Source organism: Rhizobium sp. L43 (assembly GCF_002531725.1).
In the GTDB taxonomy this organism is placed as follows: domain Bacteria; phylum Pseudomonadota; class Alphaproteobacteria; order Rhizobiales; family Rhizobiaceae; genus Rhizobium.
In genome coordinates this window covers 100750-126720 of the sequence record NZ_NWSQ01000002.1, presented here as the reverse complement: position 1 = coordinate 126720, position 25971 = coordinate 100750, and the positions used below count along the sequence as shown (strand labels likewise).

Here is a 25971-nt window from a genome sequence, read left to right as displayed (position 1 = left end):
CCTTATGCCTCCAGGCAGGTTTCGACAAAGAGTTTGAAGGCGCGGGCCCGGTGCGACAGCGCCTGCGGCTTGCCGACGTTCCAGCCGTGTTTTTCCTCGCCGCTCATTTCCCCGAAGGTGACGCCATAACCCTCGGGCTGGAAGACCGGATCGTAGCCGAAGCCCTGTGTGCCGCGCGGCGGCCAGACGACATTGCCTTCCACCTCACCGCGGAAGAGCTCGGTATGCCCGTCCGGCCAGGCGAGGCAGAGCACGCTGACGAAACGCGCCCCGCGCTGTTCCGGCGCCGTCGCACCGGCATCCTGCAGCGCCTTTTCCACCTTCGCCATCGCCATATCGAAATCGCGCGTGCCGTCTGACCTCTCCGCCCAATTGGCGGTGTAAACGCCGGGATCGCCGCCGAGCGCGTCGACCACCAGCCCGGAATCATCCGAAAGCGCCGGCATGCCTGAGGCATTGGCCGAAGCGACCGCCTTGATCGTCGCATTCTCCTCGAAGCTGGTGCCGGTTTCATCCGGTTCGACGAAGTTCAGCTCGGCGGCCGATTTGGCGGTGAAGCCGAGCGGCCCGATCAATTCCTGGATCTCGCGGATCTTGCCGGCATTGTGGCTGGCGACGACGATGGTCTTCGTTTCAAGCTTGCGCATTCAGATATCCTGTTCGATGCCCCAGATTTTAGCCTCTGCGCATTCCAGGCTGTTGCCGGCCGGATCGCGGAAATAGATCGAGCGGCCGCCGTTTGGCCAAAGCACCTCGGATTCGATCGCCACACCAGCCGCTTTCAGCCGTTCGGCCATCGCATCGATATTGCGGCCGGACACCCGGAAGCAGGCATGGCCCGCACCGGTCGTGCCGTGCGGCGGCACTTGCAGGGCGTCACGCGCCGGCGGCTTCACCGTTTCCTCGGGATTGAAGATCAGCAGCACGCCGGGGCCGCAGCGGAAGAAGACATGCCGGTTGCCGCCGCGGGCGATCTTTTCAAGTCCGAGAACGTCTTCGTAGAAGACCTCCGCCCGGTCGAGATCGCTCGCATAGAGCGCCGTTTCCAACATGCCTTCCAGCATGGCGTTCATCCCGTGATGGCCTGCTTCTGCAGGGCGACGAGTTCGCCGATGCCGTTCTTGGCAAGCCCCATCAGCGAGGTGAATTCCTCTTCGGTAAACGGCGTGCCTTCGGCCGTGCCCTGGATCTCGACGATCCCGCCGGCGCCCGTCATCACGAAGTTGGCGTCGGTCTCGGCTGAGGAATCCTCGAGATAATCGAGGTCGATCACCGGCTGGCTGGCGAAAACGCCGCAGGAGATGGCGGCGACATGATCCTTCAGGACCCGGTCGACCTTGATCATGTTGCGGCTTTCCATCCATTTCAGGCAGTCGTAAAGCGCGATCCAGCCGCCGGTGATCGAGGCTGTCCGCGTGCCGCCATCGGCCTGGATGACGTCGCAGTCGAGCGTGATCTGCCGTTCGCCGAGCGCCTGCAGATCGACGACGGCGCGCAGCGACCGGCCGATCAGCCGCTGGATCTCCTGGGTGCGGCCGCCCTGCTTGCCGGCGGCGGCCTCGCGCTTCATGCGCTCGCCGGTCGCCCGCGGCAGCATGCCGTATTCGGCCGTGACCCAGCCCTTGCCGGTATTGCGCAGCCATGGCGGCGTCTTTTCTTCGAGGCTGGCGGTGCAGAGCACATGCGTATCGCCGAATTTCACCAGGCAGGAGCCTTCCGCATGCTTGGAAAAATTGCGCTCGAACGTGACCTTGCGCATCTGGTCGATTTTTCTGCCTGAAGGCCGCATTCTTATCTCCTGGGGTTTGTTGACCGCTTCTACGATTGGCGGCGCCTATTTGCAAATTCCCTTTTGCCACGGGTGCGAGTTTGACTTACTTTTCGGGAAGTATCATCAGCGCGGGTTCGTAAGCTTCATGGGCATCAGGTCGACGTCGGTTTCGGATGCCGTTGCGGCGCTGGACGAGCGCTCCAGGGAAATTTTTCGTCGCATCGTCGAAGGGTATCTGGAGAGCGGCGAGCCGCTCGGTTCGCGCAATCTGTCCCGCCTGCTGCCGATGTCGCTGTCGCCGGCCTCGGTGCGCAACGTCATGAGCGATCTCGAAGATCTCGGCCTGATCTATTCGCCGCATATCAGCGCCGGCCGGCTGCCGACCCAGATCGGCCTGCGCTTTTTCGTCGATGCCTTCATGCAGGTCGGCGACCTCTCGGCCGAGGATCGCGCCAATATCGATCGGCAGGTGCGGGCCGAAAGCGGCGGCAATCCTCTGGAATCGATGATGAACGAGGCAAGCCGCATGCTATCCGGCATTTCGCGCGGCGCCGGTCTCGTCATCACCTCGAAAAGCGATCCGGTGCTGAAACATGTCGAGTTCATCCGGCTCGAACCGACCAAGGCGCTGGCCGTGCTTGTCGGCGATCACGATCAGGTGGAAAACCGCATCATCGAGCTGCCGGCGGGCGTCACCTCCTCGCAGCTGACGGAGGCGGCGAATTTTCTCAATGCCCATATGTCTGGCCAGACGCTGCCGGAGCTGCGCAAACAATTGAGCCAGCTGAAGGATAACGTCCGTCACGAACTCGATGCCCTGTCGCGTGATCTCGTCGAGCGCGGCATCGCCGTCTGGGCCGGCAGCCCGGACGAGGGAAAGCCCACGCAGCTCATCATCCGCGGCCGCGCCAATCTGCTCGAAGGCCTCGCCGGCGCCGAGGATCTCGACCGGCTGCGCCTGCTGTTCGACGATCTCGAAAAGAAGGACAGCCTGATCGAGATCCTCAATCTCGCCGAAAGCGGTTCGGGCGTCCGCATCTTCATCGGTTCGGAAAACAAGCTCTTCTCGCTGTCCGGCTCGTCGCTGATCGTCGCGCCCTATCGTGATGATGACGATCGCATCGTCGGCGCCGTCGGCGTCATCGGCCCGACGCGGCTCAATTATTCCCGCATCGTGCCGATGGTGGATTACACCGCCCAGCTGGTCTCCCGGCTTTCGCGCAATCCGCTTTGATGCCGCAGCCGCCTCTGTGCGTCTGAAAAGATGCGCGGCGCCGTGGAGTGCGCGGAATTTTCGCTTCTTTGTCACGCAGACTTGATTTTTTTCGGTCAAACCTCGATATCGGGCGCATCTGAAGACACCAACCGGAGACCGTCATGACCGATGACACGACGAAAAACGGACCTGACGCAACTGCGGCCGATGCCGCAGCCGACGCTGCCGCCTACGTCGAGAACGATATTGCGCAGCAAGAGGCCCCCCAGCCGGACCCGCTCGAGCTCCTGAAGGCTGAAAACGGCGAGTTGCGCGACCGCTATCTGCGCCTTGCTGCCGAGATGGACAATCTGCGCCGGCGCACCGAGCGCGAGGTGAAGGATGCCAAGTCCTATTCCGTCGCCGGTTTCGCGCGCGACATGCTCGCCGTCTCGGATAATCTGCGCCGCGCCCTCGATGCCATCTCTCCGGAGACCAAGGCCGCGGCCGATGCCGGCCTCAGCACGCTGATCGAGGGTGTCGAAATGACCGAGCGCGCCATGCTGTCGGCGCTCGAACGCCACGGCGTTCGCAAGCTCGAGCCGGTCGGCCAGAAGTTCGACCCGAATTTCCATCAGGCGATGTTCGAGGTGCCGAACCCCGATGTGCCGAACAACACGGTCGTCCAGGTCGTGCAGGCCGGTTTCACCATCGGCGAGCGCGTGCTGCGCCCGGCCATGGTCGGTGTCGCCAAGGGCGGCCCCAAGCCGGCCGAAGCCGAAACCAATTCCGTCTTCGACGAAAAAGACGCCTGAAATCCCTCCCTTCTCCGTCGTGGAGAAGGGAAAGCCAAAAATCAGATGCGGGCGAAGCGTTCGATCAGCAGATCGAAGAAGCCGTCCGCATCGACATGGCGCATGACCTTCGCATTGCGCTTGCGCTCGGTGACATGCCACCAGTCGACGACCGTCATGCCGACCGTCAGTTCCGACCGCACCTCGATCTCGACATTGCAGTCCCGGCCGGTGAAAAGCTCCGGCTTCAGCAGATAGGCGATAACTGTGGGGTCGTGCAGCGGCCCGCCGTCGGAGCCGTATTTCTCGATGTCGAAGCGTTCGAAGAATTCCAGCATCTCGACCATCGCCTTAACAGGCGCCGTGCCGATCTCGGCCATGCGTTTTACCCGGTCCTTGCGGGTCAGCAACTGGTGCGTCACATCAAGCGGCATCATCACGATCGGCACGCCTGAGCGGAAGACGATATCGGCTGCCTCGGGGTCGACATAGATGTTGAACTCGGCCGCGGGCGTGATGTTGCCGCCCTCGAAGAAGCCGCCGCCCATCATCACCAGCTCGCGGATGCGGGGGACGATGTCGGGCGCCTTCTGCAACGCCAGGCCGATATTGGTGAGCGGCCCGAGCGTGCAGAGCGTCACCGTGCCTTCCGGCTCCCGCCGCAGCGTCTCGATGATGAAATCGACGGAATGGCCTGGTTGCAGCACCATCGTCGGCTCGCTGAGTTCAGGGCCGTCGAGGCCGGTCTTGCCGTGCACATGTTCGGCGGTCACCAGCTTGCGGGCGATCGGCGCGTCGGCGCCGGCGAAAACCTTGGTCTCCGGCCGGCCGCAGAGCTCGCAGACGATGCGCGCATTGCGGCTGGTCAGCGAAAGCGGCACGTTGCCGGCGACCGTGGTGATCCCCAGCACATCAAGCTCATCGGGGCTGCCGAAGGCCAGCATGATGGCGGCCGCGTCGTCCTGGCCGGGATCGGTGTCGATGATGATCTTTCTTGCGCTTGCCATTCCGATCGTTCCATCCTCGCGGGGTGCCCGCTGTCTCAGCATGCACCAATTTCTTCATTTCCCGTCACAAATCAGCACAGTCCGTGCGGCCACGTTTTGATGCGAGGCAGCCGGCGCTTTGTCAAGCAAGCAGCCGCCGACACCGCTTTAAAATTGAGAAGGGGCCGCCCGGCGCGCCGCGCCTTGCAGCGCCGGGCTGCTCTCCCCATATTAGCGGCATCCGGATGCTGCGTTTGAGGTCCGGGATGGTCGCTTGCATCAAGGACTTGAAAACAGATGAGCCGCATTACCCCTTTCGCCAGTCCGCTGCTTCTGGGCTTCGATGCCATGGAAAAGACGCTGGAGCGCATTTCCAAGGCGAGCGACGGATATCCGCCCTATAATATCGAACGCATCGGCGCTGACAGCGGCGCCCCGGAACGTCTGCGCATCACTCTTGCCGTGGCCGGTTTCAGCGAGGAAGAACTCGATGTCTCCATTGAGGAGAACCAGCTTCTGATCCGCGGCAGGCAGGTGGAACAGGGTGAACGCGACTATCTCTATCGCGGCATCGCCGCCCGCCAGTTCCAGCGCACCTTCGTTCTTGCCGATGGCATGCAGGTGCTCGGAGCCGGTCTGAAGAACGGTCTGCTCTCCGTCGATCTAATTCGTCCGGAACCCGCGCGCATGGTCAAGAAAATTAACATTTCGGTCTCACAGTAGCACAACGGTTTGTCGAACCGTTGGTCCCTTCTTCCGGAGGAACAGGAATGTTGATGAAAGAAGCCACGTCTCACTTGACCAAATCCGAGCTTGCCCACATCGGCAGCGGCGAGGTCGCCTATATCAGAAAAATGCGCACCGAAGAGGTCGCCAAGTGTTTTCCAGAGGCGCCGGATATCGATCCGAACGTCGATCTCTGGGCACTTTTCGGCGCCGACGGCACGCCGATCCTCTTGACGGACAACCGCTCCAGCACCTTCTTCAAGGCTGCCGAGGACGAACTGAAGACGGTCAGCCTGCACTGACCGTCAAGACCGCTCTTGCGTTTCACCGTTATGCGGTGCGCGGGCCACTTGATCCGATTGTGCCGCAGTCTGCTGGTGACGCGACATAGGCGCGTCGCCGATCAGGCTTCAGCGTCGATATCCAAGTCGCGAGATTAAGCAGGAGCGTAGGTCAACCGGATCACATCCTCGTCGATCCGATCATGAGCCATCAGGCGGAGCGGCGGCCGAGGTCCGGCGAAATATGGCTTGCCGCGACCAAGCACGACGGGGTGCAGGTAGATTTGATACTCGTCGATCAAGCCAAGATCGGTCAGGCCCCGCGCCAAATCCGGGCCGGCAACTTCGATCTCCCCGTCGCGTTCCGCCTTCAGCTTGCGGATCGCGCCCTCAAGATCTTCCCCAATAAGCGTGGCGTTGGGACCGACCGACGTCAACGAGCGCGAGACGACCCATTTCGGCTGCTTCCGCCACGCTGCCGCGAAGGCCTGCCGCTCCGCATCCCATTCGGGATGATCGTCGTCCCAGTAACGCATGACCTCATACATTCGCCGGCCGTAGACGCTGCCCGCTTGCCGCTCAGCCGCCTCGATGAAGTGGCGGAAGAGCGTGGGGCTTGGCCCAAACGCCATATGATCGACGTAGCCATCCAGGGACTGGTTCATTCCGAACACGAGCTTAGCCATCTCAGCTTCCTTTCGTGAATGGCACATCCGCGCGGGTCTGATTGTGTTATGCAATCGGTCATAGCATAGATCGACTGATTTCATATCGCAATCGGTTTTTTTGGAGCGCCCGTGAACGCCCCGTGCTCGGGCTGCCTGATCGACCTCGCTCTCAAGGCGCTGGAGACTGCGTGTGCACCGATTTGCCCAGGGGCTTAGATCTTCCGGAATGTCAGATAGGCCGAAGAGCGGCGGCCCTCGCGCCGGGCTTTGGCCTCGTAGCGTGTGCTCGGCCAGCCCTGACAAGGGGTGGGCCAATCCGCTGCATTGTCGGCCATCCAGTCGAAGCCGCCATGGTCGCGGCATTTGAGCAGCGTCCAGTTCACATAGGTGTCGATATCGGAGGCGAAGCAGAACAGGCCGCCCGCCTCGGTCCGACGCGCCAAAGCGGATACTATAAAGGGAACGCCGCCTTGATTGCCCGCGAGGATTGAACTACCCGTTACGCCATCAGTTGTATCTCACCATTGCAAGGGGCGGACATGCGATATGTTGCGGCATTGATAGCCGCTTTGATCGTTGTTTCAACTGGGGTTATGACGACGTCCAACGCACAGGTGCAAATGGAGGCGAGCAAATTGCAGGCTCTGACGACCATGTCTGTCGAATTTGTAATCGAAACAACTTTCCTGCCAAAGGTCATGCGGCTTCGATACGACGACGACAAAACCGGGATATTGAGAGAGATCGAAGCACTTGATGCCGACGTTCGCAACCTTTTCTGGCTGTCATACCTGCAAGAGGAAACGCCTTCTGGCGAGATGCACCGTTTCTTCACGACGGTTGCCGAGCAGCGCAAAAACACGGCCGCGGTGAAGAGATTGCTGATTGAGCAGGGCCAGAAGGAGACCGACGAGATCGTGCGAGATCTCGGAGAAAGCAGCATGAATAGTGATCCCTCGCGGCATGCCGACGCTGTAGCGGAGGCCCTTTCCGAGGCGCGTCTCGCTCGTCAGGCTGAAACCTTCCGAGCGGCAGGGGCGCTTGCCGCCAGAGATGCGGAGGCCGACTTCAGCGCACTTGATACGGTATTCGGCTCGAAGAGCGATTTGCAGTCGGCGATTGCCGCTTATGTTGAGCGGACGCCGACGCTCACGCGATGGGTCGAGAGTGCCCGAGCCGGGATCGATGAGGAGGACCGTCTCCATTATCTGACGGGAAAACTCTATTCGATGGACGAAGTTGAGATCGAACGTCTTCCAAAGCCTTTGAAGCAGATCTTCGTTGTCAATTATTTCAACGCCGAGATGCTCAATGGCGGCGTCCACCAGTTCTTCTTCAATCCGTCCGGCCAGTATGCGCCCGAGGTCGCGGCTGCATTGCGTGAGATCGGGCTGGAAGCGCATGCCGATGCGGTCCAACGTGGCATTGATATGTTCAGCAAACCCTATCCGAAGGATGCCCGACGACGCAGAGCGCTTCGTTTCGGCCACGAGTGGGGCGAATGGGACGACAGGCTTTCTGCGCTGACTGGCGATGTCGACGACGGCGAAATTACGCCGGCACTGATCTCGCTGGCGAAGCGAGAGAATCTGTTGCCGAGGTAGAACAAAGCTCGGTCGAAGGCCGTTGCAGAACTCTTCGGACGCTGTGATCGCTGGTAGCGCTCAGTGTCGCTCGCGATAAAGGTCGTTCTGGCCCCAAGCGGCAGTCATGCTTGGCTTTTTAGCAGTCGGAAGCGTCGCCTTTGTTTTCAGTGATGCGATCGCGCGAAATCCTGGCATTTCGTGATAGGTTCTCAGCCCATAAAATCCGGGGGGACGGCGAACATGGTGGCATGTACACCGACTTGCCCGAGGCTCAGATTTTCCGGAATGTCAGATAGGCCGAAGAGCGGCCCTCACGCCGGGCCTTGGCCTCGTAGCGTGTGCTCGGCCAGCCCTGATAGGGGGTGAGCCAATCCGCTGCATTGTCGGCCATCCAATCGAAGCCGCCATGGTCGCGGCATTTGAGCAGCGTCCAGTTGACATAGGTGTCGATATCGGAGGCGAAGCAGAACAGGCCGCCGGGCTTCAGCACGCGATGAAAGCGGTCGAGATTGGTTTTCGAGACGAAGCGTCGCTTCCAGTGTTTCCGCTTCGGCCAGGGGTCGGGATAAAGCAGATCGATCTGATCGAGTGAAGCGTCCGGCAGCCAGTCGAGCAGTTGCGTCGCGTCGTCGTTATAGACGCGGATATTGCGCGCCCCCGTCTCGCCGATGCGCGATAGCAGCTTCTGCATGGAATTGACGAAGGGTTCGACGCCGATGAAGCCGGTCGACGGCGTTTCCAGCGCGCGGTGGATCAGGTGCTCGCCGCCGCCGAAACCGATTTCCAGCCGCAATCGCTCGACCGGAACTGGGAAGAGGGAGGTCAGCGGTGCCGGGGGCGCCGCCGAGAGATCGACCAGGAATGCCGGCAACAGACTGTTCAGCGTCTCGGCCTGCTGTTCGCGCAGGGCCTTGCCCTTGCGGCGACCGAAAAAGGCTTCGGTCGCCCGGCCGCGGCGTTCCATATCCGTCATGCTTTATCTCAGGCCTTCACGCTTTCCTTGAGCGCCTTCACAAGGTCGGTGCGCTCCCAGGAGAACGAGCCGTCGCGGCCGGCCTTGCGGCCGAAATGGCCGTAGGCCGAGGTCTTGGCATAGATCGGCTTGTTGAGATCGAGATGGCGGCGAATGCCGGTCGGCGAAAGGTCCATGTTCTTGCGGATCGCCGCTTCGATCTGATCCTCGGTGACCTTGCCGGTGCCGTGCAGGTCGACATAGATCGACAGCGGCTGGGCGACGCCGATCGCGTAGGAGATCTGGATCGTGCAGCGGTCGGCAAGACCGGCGGCAACGACGTTCTTGGCAAGGTAGCGGGCGGCATAGGCGGCCGAACGGTCGACCTTCGTCGTGTCCTTGCCGGAGAATGCGCCGCCGCCATGCGGAGCGGCACCGCCGTAGGTGTCGACGATGATCTTGCGGCCGGTGAGGCCCGCATCGCCGTCCGGTCCGCCGATGACGAACTTGCCGGTCGGGTTGATGTACCACTTGCAATCGTCAGCAATCTTCAGTTCGCCCAGCGCTTCGCGGATATAGGGCTCGACGACGGCGCGGACCTTGTTCGAATCCCAGCTCTCGTCGAGATGCTGGGTCGACAGCACGATCGAGGTCGCTTCCGACGGCTTGCCGTCGACGTAACGCACGGTCACCTGGCTCTTGGCGTCGGGGCCGAGCTTGGCGACTTCGCCGTCACCCTTCTTGCGGGCGACTGCGAGCAGCTGCAGGATCTTGTGGGAGTAGTAGATCGGCGCCGGCATCAGGTCCGGCGTTTCGCGGCAGGCGTAACCGAACATGATGCCCTGGTCGCCGGCGCCCTCGTCACCCTGCTGGTCGGCAGCGCTGTCGACGCCCTGGGCGATGTCTGCCGACTGCGAGTGCAGCAGCACGTCGATCTTGGCCTTCTTCCAGTGGAAGCCGTCCTGCTCGTAGCCGATATCCTTGATGGCGCGCCGCGCGGCGGCCTTGAACTTCGACGGATTGATGACGTCCTTGCCGTCCTTGTCCTTCTTCATCAGGCTCGGCGGCAGGCGGACTTCGCCGGCGATGACGACGCGGTTGGTCGTCGCCAGCGTTTCGCAGGCAATGCGCACGCCCCATGGATTGACGCCTGTCTTGGCCGCTTCGCGGTAGACCAGATCGACGATCTCGTCGGAGATGCGGTCGCAGACCTTGTCCGGATGACCTTCGGCAACAGATTCGCTGGTAAAGAGATAATTCGCGCGCATTCCGGGATTCCCCTCAAAGAACAAAAGCTAGCTAGTAGGTACTCAGTTCGAGGCCTGATGACAAGCGCAGAAGGACATAAATATATCTTTATATCTGCGGCAAAGTGACAAATTTTGCCCTAAAAACGCAGAAAAGGCGGCCTTTCGACCGCCTTTCGAATTCTGCGATTGATGTGGCTCAGTCGGCGTCGGCTTCAGCGGCCAGCGCCTTCACCAGCTCCACGACCTTGCGGCGAACCTTGGGATCGGAAATCTTGACGAAGGCGCGGTTGAGCTGCAGGCCTTCCGAGGAGGAGAGGAAATCGACGACGTAATTCGAGCTCGAGGCTTCCGCCATGCCGCCGACGGCGCCGCTATGTTCGCCGGGCGCGTCCTCGAAGAAAAAGGAAACCGGAACATTGAGGATGTTCGAGATATTCTGCAGCCGGCTTGCGCCGACGCGGTTGGTGCCCTTTTCGTATTTCTGAATCTGCTGGAAGGTGATGCCGAGGCTTTCGCCGAGTTTTTCCTGGCTCATGCCAAGCATCGTGCGGCGAAGGCGAATACGGCTGCCAACGTGGATGTCGATCGGGTTAGGCTTCTTTTTGTTTTCAATCATGGTCGTGCCCTAGCTAAGAATTTCAATCTGTTTCTAACCGGCATGCCCCTGATCCATCCCAAACGCCACGTTGCAAGCGGTGGAACCCACTCATCAACATACGCTCAGAACGCCGATTGTCATCACTATGCAATTTTAGGGGTTTTTGGTCAATTCAACCCGGAAATAAAACCTCTACGAGAAATTAGCGCAATCAAAATGAGCAGGGCCTCGGTCAACCAGAAGTATGTTTGCCGGGGGATTGTCGTTCCAAGCTCTCCGCCGAACCCATCGAGAGTTGCATCGATGAAGCCGGTTTCCTGAAGACCGAGGCCTGCGATAATTTCCCCATGCGCATTCACCAGCGCCGAAATACCGCTATTGGCGTCGCGAATCAGCGGCAGCCCGGTTTCAACCGCCCGGACCCGCGCCTGCTGGAAGTGCTGATAGGGTCCGGGTGTCGCACCGAACCAGGCATCATTGGTGATATTGAGGAGCGCATTGGCGTCTTTTATGTCGCCGGTCATCTCGTCGGGGAAGATGATCTCGTAGCAGATCAGCGGATAGAGGTTGAGCCCGCCGGGCAGCGCCAGCAGGTGCCGGCTTGCCGCCGCCGAAAACCCGCCCGGCATCTCGACGACGTTCTGGATGCCGAATTCGTTGAGCACGTCCTCGAAGGGCAGGTATTCGCCGAAAGGCACCAGATGCACCTTGTCGGAGGCGGCGATGATCTGGCCGCGGCCGTCGATCACATAGATGGAATTATAGTAGCGCACCGGCGTGCCGGGTCCCATCTCCTCGGCTCGTACGGCCCCGGCGATCAAGATCTGGTTGTCGTCGAGCGTATCGGCGATCCGCGTCAGTGCATCCTGATTGTCGGTCAGGATGAAGGGGATCGAGGTTTCCGGCCAGACGATGATATCGGGCTTGCGTCCGCCATTCCTGGGCGCCTCGGCCGACAGCTTCAGATGCGTCTCGAAGATCGCATTGCGGTCGGCGTCGTTGTCCATCTTCGCCGCCTGGTCGATATCAGGCTGCACCAGCCGCACCACCGGCCGCTTGTCCTCGGGCAAGGCTTGCGGCCGCGGCGCGAGATAGAGGGCATAGGCGCCATAACCGAGATGGGCGGCAAACAGCGCCACGGCGAGCGTGATGCCCATCCGCGCGCCTTGCCGCGTGCCGGCAAGGGCAGGCGCAGAAAAGATGAAGACGGCAAGTGTCGTCACCCCCATCGCCCCGATCACATGCGCCGACTGCATCATCAGCGGAACGGGCATCATGCCGTAGCCGATGGCGTTCCAGGGAAAGCCGGTGAGGATGACGCTGCGCAGCCATTCCATCAGCCCGAAGCCGGCCGCAAGTGCGGCGATCCGCCCCATGCCGTCGGACCAGAAAATCCGGGCAAGAGCGGTCGCCAGCCCGTAGAAAATCGCCAGACAGGCCGGCAGCCCGAGAATCGCCAGCGGCAGCGCCCAGGCGAATTCCTCCTGATCGACGAGCAGCGCATGGCCGAGCCACCAGAGGCCGGCGACGAAATAGCCGAAGCCGAACAGCCAGCCGGCGGCGAACGCCGGCCACAGCCTGCCGACCAGGCCGCTTTCAGGCGAAGCCGCCGCCCCGTCGATCAGCCAGACGAGCAGCGTGAAGGAAAGAAACATTGCCGCGAAAAAGCCGAAGGGCGGCAGCGCCAGCACGGCGAAGGCCCCGGCGGCGATGGCCAGCAGCGACCGTTTGAAACCCCAGACGAGGATAACCCTGTCCGCAAGCCGCTCCATGCACACTCCCATCAAACCGCGAATCAACCCATTCGCAGTCTTTCAAAAAAGCGGCGCTTTGTCCTGTTGCCGCATCGGCCCGCAAATCGGAATCGATTTGCGGAAAGCACGATGCGTAGTTTCTAAGTGTTACAGCGCCCTTTGCGCGTCTAAAGACGCGCGGCGCTGTAATGCAGGTCGCCCGGACGTGTGCAGCGGTTCCGGGAGAACGACATGCATGAACCAAACAACTTTAGTTGGCGGTCGATTCCGCCGGCCGGTCGTCGCCGGCGTCGGAGCCGGGAGCGATGTCGCCATCCGCCTTGGCGCGGCGGCGCATCGCATGGCGCTTGCGGGTGATGCGCAGCCGCTTGATGCGGCGCGGATCGGCGTCGAGAATGTGGAATTCGAAGCCGGGCAGCGCCTGGACGACCTCGCCGCGCACCGGGATGCGGCCGAGTGCGGAGAAGATCAGGCCGCCCAGCGTATCGACCTCGTCGACCTGCTCGCTGATGTCGAAATCCGGCCCGATCGCTTGGGCGATCTCTTCCAGCTCGACGCGGGCGTCGGCGACGAACATGTCCTCGGCGACGCGCTTGAACATCACCTCTTCGTCGTCATGTTCGTCGTCGATATCGCCGACCACCATTTCGACGATGTCCTCATGTGAGGCGAGCCCGTCGGTGCCGCCATATTCGTCGATAACAAGCGCCATCTGCGTGCGGTTCACCTGCATGCGGCGCAACAGGTCGGAGGCCAGCATCGACGGCGGCACGAACAGGATCTTGCGGATGATGCCGGCCTCGGCCAGCGTCTTCTGCAGGTCGACGCGGGCGAGATCGAAATTCGGCTTGGCCGACCGCGTGGGTTTCTGGATGTTTTCGGGCGCCACCTCGATCGCCGGCAGGGCGACAGTCGGTTTTGCCGGGCCGCGGCGCTTGTTGCGCGCCTGCTTGGCGACATAGGAGAGCAGGTCGCGGATATGCACCATGCCGCGCGGATCGTCGAGCGTATCGGCATAGACGGGCATGCGCGAACGGCCGGATTCCTCAAACAGGATCATCAGCTCGCCGATGGTGATGTTCTGGTCGACCGCCTCGATATCGGCGCGCGGCACCATCACGTCGGCGACGCGCACCTCGCGGAAGCGCAGGATATTGTTGAGCATCGCCCGTTCGTCGGGCGAAAAGGCGTCGTCGCCGGCCGCATCGGTCATCAGCGCGTCGGCAAGATCCTCGCGCAGTCGCGAGCCCTGCTGCGGGCGAAGGATGCGCGCGGCGCGCGACCAGAAGGATTGGGATCGGCCGGATGGCCGACTACTACTGCCCGCCTCGTCCGAAGAGGAGGATGGCTCGGAGTCCTTGGCGTCTGCCGCCGGCTTCGTCGTAAAGTCGCTCATGGTTCCATTTTAAGGTCTTGACCCTCGTAGGGATCAGATAGGCCGAGCTGCGCCAAAATGCGAGTCTCCAGCCCCTCCATAATTTCGGCTTCGGCATTATTCATATGGTCGTAGCCGAGAAGATGCAAGAAACCGTGCACCAGAAGATGGGTCAGGTGGTCGTCGAAACTCTTTTCGAACTCCTGGGCCTCCCGCTCCACCGTCTCCCGGGCGATGATGATGTCGCCGAGCATCGGACCCGGCATTTTGCCGGGCTGAACCGGAAAGGCCGGAAAGGACAGCACATTGGTCGCCTTGTCCTTGCCGCGCCATTCGGCGTTGATGTCCTGGATCGAGGCGTCGTCGGTGAAGACAAGCGAAACCTCGGGAGGCATCGTCGGGAAGGGCTGCTTCTCGCTGTCTCTGACATAGACCACCGCGGCGCCGAGCACACGTTCGCAAAAGGACAGCAGCGTCTCCTCGCCCGGCCAGCCGATGTCCTCGACGCTGATCTGGATGTCGAGTTCGGCCATCAGTCCTGCCGGCTGACTTCGGCTTCGACGGCATAGGTCGAATCATAGGCCCTGACGATGCGCCCGACCAGCGGATGGCGCACGACGTCGGTATCCTTGAAGCGCACGATCGAGATGCCTTCGACGCCGTTCAGAAGCTGCAGCGCCTCGACGAGGCCCGATTTGACGCCGCGCGGCAGGTCGATCTGGCTCGGGTCGCCGGTGACGATCATGCGGGCATTTTCGCCGAGACGCGTCAGGAACATCTTCATCTGCATCGATGTCGTGTTCTGCGCCTCGTCGAGGATGATGGCGGCATTGGCAAGCGTGCGGCCGCGCATGAAGGCGAGCGGCGCGATTTCGATGACGCCGGCGGTGATCGCCCGATCGACCTTGTCGGCGGGGATCATGTCGTAGAGCGCGTCATAAAGCGGGCGAAGATAGGGATCGACCTTTTCCTTCATGTCGCCGGGGAGGAAGCCGAGGCGCTCGCCGGCTTCGACCGCCGGGCGTGACAGGATGATCTTTTCGACCGCGCCGCGCTCCAGCAGCTGGGCGGCATGGGCGACGGCGAGATAGGTCTTGCCGGTGCCGGCCGGGCCGACGCCGAAGACCAGCTCGGCACGCTCCAGCGCCCTGATATAGGCGTCCTGGGTCGGCGTGCGGGCGATGATCGTCTTCTTGCGGGTGGAAACCTGTGCCATCGTCAGCTTAGCCTTGCGCTCCATGGTGGGCAGGCTGAGCTGATCGTCGGCGGCGACCGCCATGCGGATTGCGCCCTCGACGTCGGATCGTTCCACGCTGCCGCCTTTCTGAAGCTTTTCATAGAGATAGTCGAGCGTGCGCCGCGCCTGGTTGGTGGTCACGACATCGCCTGTTATGACGACCGAATTGCCCCGTGCCCGCGCATCGATATTGAGCCGTTCCTCAAGCAGCTTGAGGTTCTGGTCGAACTGACCGAAGAGCTCGCTGGCGAAGCGGTTGTTCTCGAACGTCAGGACGAAGTGATTGGTATCGCTCGGCGTGCGGGGGTGGCGCGGTGAAGAAGAAACCAATTCTTGTCCGTTCAAGCGGTCAGGCTCCTTGGGTTAAACCGCAGCCTCTGCGCGTTCGGCAAACAGGCTGTTTGTTCCGGTTCCGGTGATTCGCACTTTGATAATGTCACCGATTTGCGATGCTTTTGCATCAACATTCACGGATTGAAGCCAGGGAGAACGTCCGATCAGCTGTTCCGGCATGCGACCGGGCTTTTCGAGCAACAGGTCGATCTCTTTGCCGATGCAGGATTCGGCAAATTCCTGCTGCTGCTTCAGGAGAAGCGCTTGCAGGCGTTCCAGCCGTTCTGCCTTGATCTCTTCCGGCACCTGGTCCTTCAGTTCCGCGCCGGGCGTGCCCGGCCGTGTCGAGTATTTGAACGAGAAGGCCTGTGCATAACGTACCTTCTTCACAAGTGCTAATGTATCCTCAAAATCCTCGTCTGTCTCCCCCGGAAAGCCGGTAATGAAATCGCCGGACAGCGCTATGTCGGGCCGCACCGCGCGGATGCGCTCGATCAATGCCAGATATTCGGCCGCCGTATGGCGCCGGTTCATCGCCTTCAGGATCCGGTCCGAGCCCGATTGCACCGGCAGGTGCAGATAGGGCATCAGTGCCCGGAGGTCGCGATGGGCGTTGATCAGCCGGTCGTCCATGTCGCGCGGGTGGCTTGTGGTATAACGCAGCCGCGTCAGGCCCGGGATTTCGGCAAGGCGATAGATGAGGTCGCCGAGGCTCCACGCCTCGCCCTGCGGCCCGGCGCCGTGCCAGGCATTGACGTTCTGCCCGAGCAGGGTGATCTCGCGCACGCCCGCCTCGACCAGCTTTTCGGCTTCCTCGACGATCTGGGAAACCGGCCGCGACACTTCCGAGCCGCGTGTATAGGGCACGACGCAGAAGGTGCAGAACTTGTCGCAGCCCTCCTGCACCGTCAGGAAGGCGGTGACGCCGCGGGCGCGGATCTTCCGGCTCTCGGCGATCGGCAGGTGCTCGAACTTGTCCTCGATCGCATATTCCGTATCGACGACGCGGTCGCCCTGTTTGGCCCGGCGCAGCGCCTCAGGCAGCCGGTGATAGGTCTGCGGGCCGATGACGACGTCGACGGCGGGTGCGCGGCGCAGGATCTCCTCGCCTTCGGCCTGGGCGACGCAGCCGGCAACGCCGATCATCATCTCCCGGCCATCCGCCGCCTTCCGCTTTTTCATCTCGCGCAGCCGCCCGAGCGCCGAATAGACCTTCTCGGCCGCCTTCTCTCTGATATGGCAGGTGTTGAGCAGAACGAGGTCGGCCTCTTCCATGTCTTCCGTCGGCTCATAGCCGTCGCGGGCGAGCGCATCGCTCATGCGCATGGAATCATAGACGTTCATCTGGCAGCCATAGGTCTTGATGAAGACCTTGCGGCTGTTGCTGCCGTCGCGGAGGCCCTCGTTGATGATTGCTTCCGGGGCTTGGAGAAGGGCGCTGTCCTGTGTCATGGCGCGCTATTTAGTGGTTTTTGCCGCCCGAGAAAATCGAAATCTTCTTTCAGGAGATTTCCCGCCCGCGCAGGCGGCTGTTCAGCAGCTTGCGGATGCGCAAGGCGATCGTTGCGCTCACTTCCTTGCGGTTGGTGTCAGTGCGGTAATCCACCGCCTCGCCGAAGGACACCTCGGCGTCGATTGCGCCGCAGCGCACGATGTCGAGGAGGTGCGGCAGCAGCTCGATATCACCCGGCCAGGCGGCGAGCGGCCGGTGATAGCGCCCCATGGCGATGCCGTGCACCTTGGTATAGGCAATCGCCACCGGCTGCACCACGACGGTTCCGGTCGGCGAATAAGGCACCGCCATCGCCGCGGCGCCGAACAGCGAGGACTTGACCTCGAGCAAGCGGTTGCCGTCCGAGGTCGTGCCTTCCGGGAAGAGCACGACGATCTCACCGTCTGCCATGCGCCCGGCGATCTCGTTTGCCTGGTGACCGGTCTTGCGCTTCTCTTCGCGCACGACGAAGACGCTCTTCTGCAGCTTGGCGAGCGTGCCGAAGATCGGCCAGTCGGCCACCTCGATCTTGGCGATGAAGGCGACGTCGGCAACCGACGACATCACCATGATGTCCATCCAGGACGAATGGTTGGAACAGAGCATCAGCGGCCGGCGATCTTCCAGCCTGCCGGTGACGCGGACGCGGATGCCGAGACAATAGCAGACGATCCGGTGCCAGACGCGTGGCAGCCTGCGGCGCAGCCGCCAGTCGAAATTGAGCGCCAGCACCTGCAGCGGTATGAGCACGATGCTGACGGCAAGGATGACGATCGCAGCCAACGTGATGCGCAGCCAGGCGATCAAATGCTGGTCTCCCGGGCTGCCATTGCTTCAGAGATCTTCCTTCTTCAGCGGAACGCCGTAGAGCTCCAGCCGGTGGTCGACCAGACGGAAGCCGTGCTCGCGGGCGATGCGCTCCTGCAGCGCCTCGATCTCCGGCGAGCGGAATTCGATGACGGTGCCGGTCTTCAGGTCGATCAGGTGGTCGTGATGCTCTTCGGGCACCGTTTCATAGCGCGAGCGCCCGTCGCGGAAGTCGTGGCGGGCGATGATGCCGGCATCCTCGAACAATTTCACGGTGCGGTAGACGGTCGAAATCGAAATCTTCGCATCGACCTTCACCGAGCGGCGGTAGAGCTCTTCGACGTCGGGATGGTCTTCCGACTCTTCCAGGATGCGCGCGATCACGCGGCGCTGCTCGGTCATGCGCATGCCGCGTTCGGTGCAAAGCTCCTCAAGGGTCTTGGCTACATCAGACATGGCCCGCCTTTAAAGAAATTCGTGTTTCGACAACGCCGCACGGCGTTTGCGCCGGCCTGCATGTCATCTCGCTGACAGGGAACTACCGAAGAACGCGCTTCATGACAAGCGCCGTGGAGAGGGCGCCGTTTTCCTGTTTGTAGTAACCCTGACGCTCGCCGACCTTTTCGAAGCCGAGCTTGCGATAGAGGCCAAGGGCGGCCGTATTGCCGTTGTCGACTTCGAGAAAGATGCTCTCGCCGCCGCGCGACCGAGCTTCCCGCATCGCCGCCTGCATCAGCCGCCAGCCAAGCCCGGCACGGGCGACCTTCGCCTGCACGGCGATCGTCAGGATCTCCGCCTCGCCGGCGACATGGCGGGCCAGGATGAACCCCGGAAGCGGCTTTTTCAGGATGGCATTGGTCTGGCGCGCGACGAAGCCGAAGACGGTCTCCTGCATCAGCAGGCCGTGAAATTCACCGTCGCCCCAGGGGCGGGCGAAGCGCTCGCCGTGCAGGGCGGCGACATCGCGGCAATCCTCGCGCTCCATGGCGATGATCTCGAATTCCGGCTTCAGCGTCAGATAGGCTTCCAGCATGGTCATACTCGTCGGGCGATCGCATACCCGGCCTGCGGCTTGGCATCGGGTCCGCGCAGATAAAGGGGCTTCGGCTTTCCGGCATCGGGGGAGGCGGCAGCACCGAGGCGCGCCACGACGGAGATCGGGAATTGGTTGGCGTGATCGCCGCCGGCATCGGCCTTCAGGAGCGGCGTCGCCGAACCGGTGATTTCGCCGTCGAAGCCGGCGGCATATGCCTGCGCTTCCGCAACGCTCACCGCCCGCGGCTCATCGAGCGGCGAACCATCGGCTGAAAAGGGCTGCAGGTAGATTTCGTCCCGCTTGGCGTCCATCGCCGCCAGCACTGCCCGCCCGGGCGTCTTGTCGCGCTGGGCTGATGCCATGACCTCGAGCGTGGTGACGCCGACGGCGGGCACATTGAGGGAAAGCGCAAAGCCGCGGGCTGCGGCAACGCCGACGCGGATACCGGTAAAGGAGCCGGGGCCGATGGTGACGGCAAGACGGTCGATATCAGAAAGGGCCAGTCCCGCCTGATCCAGCGCGCGGTCGACGATTCCGATCAGATGTTCAGCATGCCCCTTGCCGATCATGTCCGATGCCTCCCCCAGCACCGTATTCCTGCCGCTGTCATAAACGGCGGCAGCGCAATCCACACCTGCCGTGTCCAGCGCCAGAACGATCATGCCATCAATTTCCGAATAAACTATTGTCGCCTATCGATAAATCCGCCCAGCCGAACCTGCGATGAACGGCCGGATGGATTCAAGATTTTTAAGCGGCAATCACTTCCTGCACTTCCGGAACGAAATGGCGCAGCAGGTTCTGGACGCCGTGTTTCAGCGTCGCCGTCGAAGACGGGCAGCCGGCGCAGGACCCCTTCATGTTCAGATAGACCTTGCCGTCCTTGAAGCCGCGGAAGGTGATGTCGCCGCCGTCTTGGGCAACGGCGGGGCGCACGCGGGTCTCCAGAAGTTCCTTGATGGTCAGCACGATCGATTCATCGCCTTCGTCGAAGAACTCGTCGCCGGCATCGGCGTCTTCGGAGAGGATGGAGGCATCGCCCATGACCGGCTTGCCGGACATGAAATGCTCCATGATCGAGCCTAATATAGCCGGCTTAAGATGCTGCCATTCGGCGTCGTCCTTGGAAACGGAAATGAAATCATAGCCGAAATAGACGCCGGTGACGCCCGGGATGTCGAACAGGCGGGCGGCGAGCGGCGAAGCCTGAGCCTCCTCAGTGCTGCGGAATTCGGCCGTACCGTTTTCCATCACCACCTTGCCCGGCAGGAACTTCTGCGTGGCGGGGTTCGGCGTGGCTTCGGTCTGAATGAACATCTGGTTCTCCATGCGGCCGGCCCATAGCACAGCCGTCTTTAGAATTCTTCAAAAGAAGATAAGCTCATTGCCTGTTCTAATCAAGAGACTTGTACTCAAGAAAAGCTAGCAGAGAGCGTCGATTTCCTCGTTGGTCAGCGTATCCGGCAGCACCGTCACCGGGATCGGAAAGGCCGCTGCGCGGCCGGCAACCGACGAGACCAGCGGCCCCGGACCTTCCTTCGCCGAACCGGCGGCCAGAACCAGGATCGCCACATCGCGGTCTTCCTCGATCACGGTGTTGATCTGTTCGGCCGCACCGCCTTCGCGGATGACAATCTCGGGCTCGATGCCGATCGTCTCGCGCACGATCTGGGCTATCTTGGCAACCACCGCCTCGGCCTCCTCGCGCGCTTCGGCCCGCATGATCTCTTCGACGCCGAGCCATTGCTGGAAATCCCCATCCGGGATCACGTAGAGCAGCACCAGCCCGCCATTGGAATTCTTCGCGCGCCGGCCGGCATAATGAACGGCGCGTTGGCATTCGGGTGTACCGTCAATCACCGCCATGAATTTGCGGCGGTGACCTTCGAGCCGTGAGAGTCGCTTCGATACCATGGCGCGGACTCTGACACCCGAAGCGGAAAATTTGCAAGCCCAGTTTTTGCCCTGATGCCCGAGAAGAAATCCCCTTCTCCCCAGGGGAAGGTCCCCTTTCTCCCCTGGCGGGAAAAAGGGGAGATCTATCTCAATAGAGGAAGCCGATGACGTCGCGCACTTGGCGCATCGTCACTTCGGCACGTGCCCTTGCGCGCTCGCCCCCCTTGCGCAGGATCGCGTCGATATGGCTGGTATCGTCCATCAGCCGGCGCATTTCGCCGGTGATCGGCGCGAGCACGTTGATTGCCAGGTCGACCAGCGCCGGCTTGAAGACGGAGAATTGCTGGCCGCCGAATTCAGCAAGCACGTCCTCCTTCGACTTGTCGGCGAGTGCGGCATAGATCGCCACCAGATTCTCGGCTTCCGGACGGCCCTGCAGCCCGTCGATCTCGCTCGGCAAACCGTCCGGATCGGTCTTTGCCTTGCGGATCTTCTTCGAGATCGCATCCTCGTCGTCCATCAGGTTGATGCGCGAGAGATCGGACGGGTCGGATTTCGACATTTTCTTGGTGCCGTCGCGCAGCGACATGACGCGCGGCGCCGGTCCGCCGATCAGCGGCTCGACCATCGGGAAATAGGCATGCACCGGCTCGTTGCCGACGGTGATGTCGATGCCGTAGTCGGTCCTGCCGATATGCTCGGCATAATCGAGGTTGAACTTCATCGCGATGTCGCGGGCCAGCTCCAGATGCTGTTTCTGGTCTTCTCCAACAGGCACATGGGTGGCGCGATAGACGAGAATGTCGGCGGCCATCAGGCTCGGATAGGCGTAAAGCCCGAGCGAGGCCTGCTCGCGGTCCTTGCCGGCCTTGTCCTTGAACTGCGTCATGCGGTTCATCCAGCCGATGCGGGCGACGCAATTGAAGATCCAGGCAAGTTCGGCATGCTGCGGCACGGCCGACTGATTGAAGACGATATGCTTTTCCGGATCGATACCGGCGGCGATGAAGGCGGCGGCGATCGAGCGCGTCTGGCTCGGCATGTCGTCGTGCACCAGCTGGGCGGTGAGCGCATGCATGTCGACGACACAGTAGATGCAGTCATTGCCTTCCTGCAGCGCCACGAAGCGGCGGATCGCGCCGAGATAATTGCCGAGATGCAGGTTGCCGGTCGGCTGCACGCCGGAGAATACGAGTTTCTTGAATTCGCTCATGTCGTCCTCAATAGGCTGGTGGAGGGCCCACAGCGCCGCGCGACGCTGTAAAATTATGCAGCAGGGTTTTTGCCCATGTTGCCAACGCCGCGGCTTATGCACGGGCAACCCGTCGCAATCAAGGGGGTCAGGCAGCGTGGTGCTGGATCAGATCGAAGCTGTTGCCGTAGGGATCGGCAAAGACCGCGACCGTGCCGTAAACCTCGTGCCGCGGCTCCTCGAGAAAGCGCACGCCGGCCGCCCGCATCGCGGCGTGGTCGCGGGCGAAATCGTCGGTCTTCAGAAAGAAGCCGACACGCCCGCCCGTCTGATGGCCGATTGCCGCCCGCTGCGCCGCATTTGCCGCCTGCGCCAGCAGAAACGCCGCCCCATCTCCGCCCTTGGGCCGCACGACCACCCAGCGTTTGCCCTCCGGCTGCGGCTCGTCCTGCAGGCAATCGAAACCGAGGGCATCGCAATAGAAGGCCTTGGCGCGGTCGTAGTCGTCGACCACGAGGGTAACGAGGAAAAGCGACTGGATCGTCATGTCTACCTCCCGATTGAGATGTTTATTCCATTTTGGATCGGAAATTTCCTGGATTTTAAGCCCAATTGATCAAGGTGTTTACTCACAATTGAGTATAAAATTTCACAGAAAAGCTTTTTTTGAACTGAAAATCCTCCGCATGGTGCCGGTGCCGTTGGGGTCGCCGGGATAGCCGAACGGAGCGACCATGCAGAACGCAGCTTTGCTCGCCATGGCAGGCCTTTTCGCCCTACAATCAGCAACGGGCGCCATCGGTCAAGAGATCAAAAGGCACGCCGTTCATCTTCCCAAACACGAGGCGCGCACCGCCTATACGGTGCAGACCGTCAGCGTCCGGGCGGGCTGCTTTCCCGCACGCCTGCGCGCGGTGCTGTCGCATATCGCCGCAAAGACCGGGCGCCGCCCGGTGATCACCTCCGGCCACAGGCCGCATCCCCGCCGCCATGGGTCCCTGCACGGGAAATGTCTGGCCGCCGATATCCGGATGCCCGGCCTATCGGAGCGCACGATCATTGCTGCCGCAAGAAGCGCGCCGGGCATCGGCGGCATCGGCAGCTATTGCAACGGCATCATTCATGTCGACGTCGGACCGCAGCGACGATGGGTCGACTGCTGAGGAATTGCGGTCCGCCTTTTCCCATTCCGGTTCAAGGATCGCCGATTCAGTGGCGGCGAAAAACCTACCGCGACCGCCTCTATTGGCCGCTCCGCGGCGTCACCGCCACCCGCAGGAGGCGCATGAATAGTTTTGTATCGTCATCGAGGCTGGAACCATTCCATTGCGCGTGTTTGATCCCATCCATTGCAGCCATCATGATATTGGCCAGCTGAACAGGCGAGGCCTGCAGTGGTTCGAGATCGATTTCCCTGGTTGCCGCGGCGGCATTCAGCGTCTGTGTCAGCATCGTCAATAGCCGTGTCCGCGCGTCGAGCGTGATATCCGCAGCCAAGGCCATATTGGCGGCAAACAGTTCTTCTGCATCGGAACTGCCGCCAAAAGGGGCGATTAACTCCCGCTGAAACACCGCTATGGCCATTTCCATGCGGTCAAAGGTGTTCCCCTGTCCTGCCAGAACCGCTCCCACCTCATCCAGTGCGCGAGTATGCGCTTGCATGGAACCGGCTCGGAAAAGCTCTTCCTTGCTGTTGAAGCTCAGATAGAGCGATGCTCGCGAAATTCCTGCGGCGCGCGCAATGTCGGCCATGGAAGTCTTGCGAAAGCCAAACCGCACGAACACCGGCAGGGCAGCATCCAGGATTTGGGCGATTTTCCGGTCATTCTGCATCATTTGGACAGATTGACACTTCATGACCATTCTGTCAAAAGACGAGTAGACAAATAATGTTTATCTGTCTATGACGATGAAGGCGCATCTGTGCGCAGTCAGGAGATACCCGTGACTATGATGCCACGTCGCCGCCTATCCCGGGAGAATCGATTGATCCTTAGCTTTCAATTGGAGAACGGACATGATCATCCCGACCGTCGACGCATCCTCACCGGCCAGTGAGGCCAACCTTCTTCGCGAAACGGAGCGCGCGAGGCTGCGTGCCCTGGTCAACGTCGATATTGCTCGGGCACATCAGCTTCACGCTCCGGACTTCCAGCTGATCACGCCAATCGGTACCGCGCTTTCAAAGGAGGAATATCTCGGTGCGATCGCCTCCGGGCAGATCAAATACCTGATCTGGCAGCCCGCTGACATCGCCGTGCGCCTTTATGACGGGGTCGCCGTTCTTCGGTACCGTGCTCAGCTGGAGGTTGTCTTCGGCGGCCACAAAGTCGCTCTCAATGATTACTGGCACACTGACACGTATGAGCGGCATGACGAACGATGGATGGTTGTCTGGTCGCAAGCCACAGCCATAAAGTAGCCAGCGTCACGGTGGTTATGACCGGCCTCACCCGTCCTTGGCCGGCGCCGGCTTGCGGTTGAGATTGCGCCTTATCATGCCGAGATCCGCGCCGCCGATCAGGAAGGCGGCGGCGAAATAGACCAGCATGGAAATCGCAATCAGCAGTCCGAGCGTGCCGATCTTGGTCAGAAGCGGCGCGCCGGAGATGAGCCAGGGGGCAAAATACTGCTTGAGGAAGACGATGGCCGCGCCCATGACCGCCGCGGCGACGATCAAAAGAACGGTGCGTTTTGCCAGCGCCCATTCCCAGGTCAGATGGCCGCGGCGCAGCAGCGTGGTGAACAGCAGCACGGTGCTGATCCAGCCGGCGGTGGCTTCGGCAACGGCGATGCCGGGCGCGCCCATATAGGGGAAGAGGGTCAGCGCCGTGGCGCAGTTGGTCGCCACCGCGATCGCCGAAAAGCGCATCGGCGTCTTGGTGTCCTCGCGGGCGTAGAAGCCCGGCTGCAGCGCCTTGATCAGCACGAAGGCCGGCAGACCGATGCCGTAAATTGCCAGGATCGCGCCGACGACGGCGGTGTTTTCCTGATGGAAAGCGCCGCGCTCGTAGAGCACGCGGATGATCTCGTCGGAGAGGATCCAGAGCGCGAAGGCGGCGGGGATGGTCAGGAACAGCACGAATTCGATCGAGCGGTTCTGCAGATTGCCGGCCTCGCGCAGGTTGCCGCCCTTCAGCGCCCGGGCAAGTTCCGGCAGCAGCACCACGCCGACGGCAACACCGACGACGCCGAGCGGCAGCTGATAGATGCGGTCGGCATATTGCAGTGCCGCGATCGCGCCGTCGCGCGACGAGGCGATCGCCTGGCCGATCAGCTGGTTGATCTGGGTGATGCCGCCGGTCACCGCAGCCGGCACCGCGAGAATCAGCAGCCGCTTGACGTTGGGCGTCATTTTCGGGAAGCGGAAGCCGATGCTCATGCCGGCGGCCAGCACGCCGATATAGACGACGGCGAGCTGCAACACGCCGGCGGCAAGGACGCCCCAGGAGAGATACCAGGCCGTCGCCAGCGGATCGGCGCCGGTATAGAGCGCATAAAACAGCGCCCCGATCATCACCACGTTGAGAAAAACAGGCGCGATGGCGGCGGCGAAGAAATGATGCAGCGAATTCAGCATGCCGCTCATCATCGCCGTCAGCGACATGCACATCAGATAGGGAAACATCACCGCCGCCATGCGGATGGTGATCGAGAACTTGTCGGGATCGTCGGCAAAGCCCGGCGCGATGACGAAGCGCACCAGCAGCGGCATGGCAAGCTCCATCACGATGGTGATGAGCAGCAGCACCGAAAACAGCACGCCGAAGACTTCTTCCGAAAAGCGCTTGGCGCCCTCCGTGCCGTTCGCCTCGATCTCCTTGGCAAAGAGCGGCACGAAGGCGGCGTTGAAGGCGCCTTCGGCAAACAGCCGGCGGAAGAGGTTCGGAAAGCGGAAGGCGGCGTAGAAGACGTCGGCCATCGGCCCGGTGCCCAGCGCCGCCGCCATCATCGTTTCGCGGGCGAAGCCGAAGATGCGGCTGCCGAGGGTGGCGCCGCCGACGGTGGCGAATTTCTTGACGAGGCTCATGCGTGGGGGCTC

Annotated in this window: 30 protein-coding genes and 1 pseudogene; 7 read left to right on the top strand and 24 right to left on the bottom strand. The window is 61.8% G+C overall.

Translation table 11 applies throughout. The features are described from left to right. Positions 1-2: 2 nt before the first annotated feature. The 3 genes from rdgB to rph are packed head-to-tail and all read right to left on the bottom strand — an operon-like array spanning position 3 to position 1789. Positions 3-647, bottom strand: a complete 645-nt coding sequence (gene rdgB / locus CO667_RS03130) for an RdgB/HAM1 family non-canonical purine NTP pyrophosphatase (protein ID WP_097617019.1) — start codon at positions 645-647, stop codon at positions 3-5. Then, positions 648-1073 (bottom strand): VOC family protein, encoded by a 426-nt coding sequence (locus tag CO667_RS03125; protein WP_097617018.1) that lies wholly within the window; start codon positions 1071-1073, stop codon positions 648-650. It abuts the gene before it with no gap. Beyond that, on the bottom strand, positions 1070-1789 hold the full coding sequence (rph, locus tag CO667_RS03120; protein WP_097617017.1) for a ribonuclease PH: 720 nt from the start codon (positions 1787-1789) through the stop codon (positions 1070-1072). The genes CO667_RS03125 and rph overlap by 4 nt, the downstream gene beginning before the upstream one ends. Before the next feature lie 127 nt (positions 1790-1916). Here rph and hrcA point away from each other — a divergent pair, with 127 nt between their 5' ends. Next, the gene (gene hrcA / locus CO667_RS03115) at positions 1917-3005 is read left to right on the top strand and encodes a heat-inducible transcriptional repressor HrcA (protein ID WP_097617016.1); all 1089 of its coding nucleotides are present in this window, start codon (positions 1917-1919) and stop codon (positions 3003-3005) included. Between the two features lie 143 nt (positions 3006-3148). Beyond that, on the top strand, positions 3149-3781 hold the full coding sequence (gene grpE / locus CO667_RS03110; protein ID WP_097617015.1) for a nucleotide exchange factor GrpE: 633 nt from the start codon (positions 3149-3151) through the stop codon (positions 3779-3781). A gap of 41 nt (positions 3782-3822) precedes the next feature. On the opposite strand, the gene CO667_RS03105 is transcribed toward grpE, so the two are convergent. Then, complete coding sequence (locus CO667_RS03105) at positions 3823-4767, bottom strand: nucleoside hydrolase (RefSeq protein WP_097617014.1); 945 nt, start codon at positions 4765-4767, stop codon at positions 3823-3825. Positions 4768-5043: 276 nt separating this feature from the next. On the opposite strand from CO667_RS03105, the gene CO667_RS03100 reads away from it, so the two are divergent. Together CO667_RS03100 and CO667_RS03095 are read left to right on the top strand one after the other, a co-directional pair. Next, positions 5044-5469, top strand: a complete 426-nt coding sequence (locus tag CO667_RS03100) for an Hsp20 family protein (protein ID WP_003583826.1) — start codon at positions 5044-5046, stop codon at positions 5467-5469. A 47-nt stretch (positions 5470-5516) separates the two neighbouring features. Next, on the top strand, positions 5517-5774 hold the full coding sequence (locus CO667_RS03095) for a DUF1150 family protein (protein WP_003570822.1): 258 nt from the start codon (positions 5517-5519) through the stop codon (positions 5772-5774). Positions 5775-5908: 134 nt separating this feature from the next. Here CO667_RS03095 and CO667_RS03090 read toward each other — a convergent pair whose 3' ends face one another. Together CO667_RS03090 and CO667_RS03085 are read right to left on the bottom strand one after the other, a co-directional pair. Further along, complete coding sequence (locus CO667_RS03090) at positions 5909-6439, bottom strand: dihydrofolate reductase family protein (RefSeq protein ID WP_097617013.1); 531 nt, start codon at positions 6437-6439, stop codon at positions 5909-5911. Between the two features lie 194 nt (positions 6440-6633). Beyond that, positions 6634-6843: pseudogene (locus tag CO667_RS03085) on the bottom strand (tRNA (guanosine(46)-N7)-methyltransferase TrmB); the annotation flags it as partial. A 117-nt stretch (positions 6844-6960) separates the two neighbouring features. On the opposite strand from CO667_RS03085, the gene CO667_RS03080 reads away from it, so the two are divergent. Beyond that, the gene (locus CO667_RS03080) at positions 6961-8025 is read left to right on the top strand and encodes a DUF4375 domain-containing protein (RefSeq protein WP_097617012.1); all 1065 of its coding nucleotides are present in this window, start codon (positions 6961-6963) and stop codon (positions 8023-8025) included. Positions 8026-8278: 253 nt separating this feature from the next. Here CO667_RS03080 and CO667_RS03075 read toward each other — a convergent pair whose 3' ends face one another. The 16 genes from CO667_RS03075 to CO667_RS03000 all read right to left on the bottom strand — a co-directional run bounded on the left by CO667_RS03075 (position 8279) and on the right by CO667_RS03000 (position 22476). After that, positions 8279-8980, bottom strand: a complete 702-nt coding sequence (locus CO667_RS03075; protein WP_097617011.1) for a tRNA (guanosine(46)-N(7))-methyltransferase TrmB — start codon at positions 8978-8980, stop codon at positions 8279-8281. Positions 8981-8988: 8 nt separating this feature from the next. Next, positions 8989-10227, bottom strand: coding sequence for a methionine adenosyltransferase (metK, locus tag CO667_RS03070; RefSeq protein WP_018485328.1), 1239 nt, complete (start codon positions 10225-10227; stop codon positions 8989-8991). Between the two features lie 178 nt (positions 10228-10405). Next, positions 10406-10825, bottom strand: coding sequence for a helix-turn-helix domain-containing protein (locus CO667_RS03065; RefSeq protein WP_097615058.1), 420 nt, complete (start codon positions 10823-10825; stop codon positions 10406-10408). A gap of 149 nt (positions 10826-10974) precedes the next feature. Then, complete coding sequence (gene lnt / locus CO667_RS03060; RefSeq protein ID WP_097617010.1) at positions 10975-12579, bottom strand: apolipoprotein N-acyltransferase; 1605 nt, start codon at positions 12577-12579, stop codon at positions 10975-10977. A 232-nt stretch (positions 12580-12811) separates the two neighbouring features. Further along, positions 12812-13957, bottom strand: coding sequence for a hemolysin family protein (locus tag CO667_RS03055; protein ID WP_097617009.1), 1146 nt, complete (start codon positions 13955-13957; stop codon positions 12812-12814). Next, positions 13954-14469 carry an rRNA maturation RNase YbeY gene (ybeY, locus tag CO667_RS03050; protein ID WP_097617008.1) on the bottom strand — a complete coding sequence of 172 codons (516 nt, stop codon included), beginning with the start codon at positions 14467-14469 and terminating at the stop codon, positions 13954-13956. Before ybeY ends, CO667_RS03055 begins: the two co-directional genes overlap by 4 nt. Then, positions 14469-15518, bottom strand: a complete 1050-nt coding sequence (locus CO667_RS03045; protein WP_097617007.1) for a PhoH family protein — start codon at positions 15516-15518, stop codon at positions 14469-14471. The genes ybeY and CO667_RS03045 overlap by 1 nt, the downstream gene beginning before the upstream one ends. A gap of 18 nt (positions 15519-15536) precedes the next feature. Continuing rightward, entirely contained in the window at positions 15537-16958 is a 1422-nt protein-coding gene (miaB, locus tag CO667_RS03040; RefSeq protein WP_097617006.1) for a tRNA (N6-isopentenyl adenosine(37)-C2)-methylthiotransferase MiaB, read from the bottom strand. Positions 16959-17007: 49 nt separating this feature from the next. Beyond that, positions 17008-17805, bottom strand: a complete 798-nt coding sequence (locus tag CO667_RS03035) for a 1-acyl-sn-glycerol-3-phosphate acyltransferase (RefSeq protein ID WP_097617005.1) — start codon at positions 17803-17805, stop codon at positions 17008-17010. A gap of 27 nt (positions 17806-17832) precedes the next feature. Next, positions 17833-18261 (bottom strand): Fur family transcriptional regulator, encoded by a 429-nt coding sequence (locus CO667_RS03030; RefSeq protein ID WP_097617004.1) that lies wholly within the window; start codon positions 18259-18261, stop codon positions 17833-17835. A gap of 82 nt (positions 18262-18343) precedes the next feature. Further along, on the bottom strand, positions 18344-18844 hold the full coding sequence (locus CO667_RS03025) for an N-acetyltransferase (protein WP_179874047.1): 501 nt from the start codon (positions 18842-18844) through the stop codon (positions 18344-18346). Further along, positions 18841-19503 carry a tRNA (adenosine(37)-N6)-threonylcarbamoyltransferase complex dimerization subunit type 1 TsaB gene (gene tsaB, locus CO667_RS03020; RefSeq protein ID WP_097617002.1) on the bottom strand — a complete coding sequence of 221 codons (663 nt, stop codon included), beginning with the start codon at positions 19501-19503 and terminating at the stop codon, positions 18841-18843. The genes CO667_RS03025 and tsaB overlap by 4 nt, the downstream gene beginning before the upstream one ends. 88 nt (positions 19504-19591) lie before the next feature. Continuing rightward, positions 19592-20158 (bottom strand): NifU family protein, encoded by a 567-nt coding sequence (locus tag CO667_RS03015; RefSeq protein ID WP_097617001.1) that lies wholly within the window; start codon positions 20156-20158, stop codon positions 19592-19594. 105 nt (positions 20159-20263) lie between these two features. Next, positions 20264-20755 (bottom strand): universal stress protein, encoded by a 492-nt coding sequence (locus CO667_RS03010; protein ID WP_097617000.1) that lies wholly within the window; start codon positions 20753-20755, stop codon positions 20264-20266. A 130-nt stretch (positions 20756-20885) separates the two neighbouring features. After that, a complete protein-coding gene (trpS, locus tag CO667_RS03005) occupies positions 20886-21950 on the bottom strand; it encodes a tryptophan--tRNA ligase (RefSeq protein WP_097616999.1) in 1065 nt (354 codons plus the stop codon). Between the two features lie 127 nt (positions 21951-22077). Then, positions 22078-22476 carry a VOC family protein gene (locus CO667_RS03000; protein ID WP_097616998.1) on the bottom strand — a complete coding sequence of 133 codons (399 nt, stop codon included), beginning with the start codon at positions 22474-22476 and terminating at the stop codon, positions 22078-22080. Between the two features lie 187 nt (positions 22477-22663). Here CO667_RS03000 and CO667_RS02995 point away from each other — a divergent pair, with 187 nt between their 5' ends. Continuing rightward, positions 22664-23092, top strand: coding sequence for a D-Ala-D-Ala carboxypeptidase family metallohydrolase (locus tag CO667_RS02995; protein WP_097616997.1), 429 nt, complete (start codon positions 22664-22666; stop codon positions 23090-23092). Positions 23093-23171: 79 nt separating this feature from the next. Here CO667_RS02995 and CO667_RS02990 read toward each other — a convergent pair whose 3' ends face one another. Then, positions 23172-23765, bottom strand: a complete 594-nt coding sequence (locus tag CO667_RS02990) for a TetR/AcrR family transcriptional regulator (protein WP_245433052.1) — start codon at positions 23763-23765, stop codon at positions 23172-23174. Positions 23766-23946: 181 nt separating this feature from the next. Here CO667_RS02990 and CO667_RS02985 point away from each other — a divergent pair, with 181 nt between their 5' ends. Further along, entirely contained in the window at positions 23947-24351 is a 405-nt protein-coding gene (locus tag CO667_RS02985; RefSeq protein WP_097616995.1) for a nuclear transport factor 2 family protein, read from the top strand. 27 nt (positions 24352-24378) lie between these two features. Here the strand turns inward: CO667_RS02985 and murJ are convergent, their stop codons facing one another. Continuing rightward, entirely contained in the window at positions 24379-25959 is a 1581-nt protein-coding gene (gene murJ / locus CO667_RS02980; protein ID WP_097616994.1) for a murein biosynthesis integral membrane protein MurJ, read from the bottom strand. Positions 25960-25971: the final 12 nt, after the last annotated feature.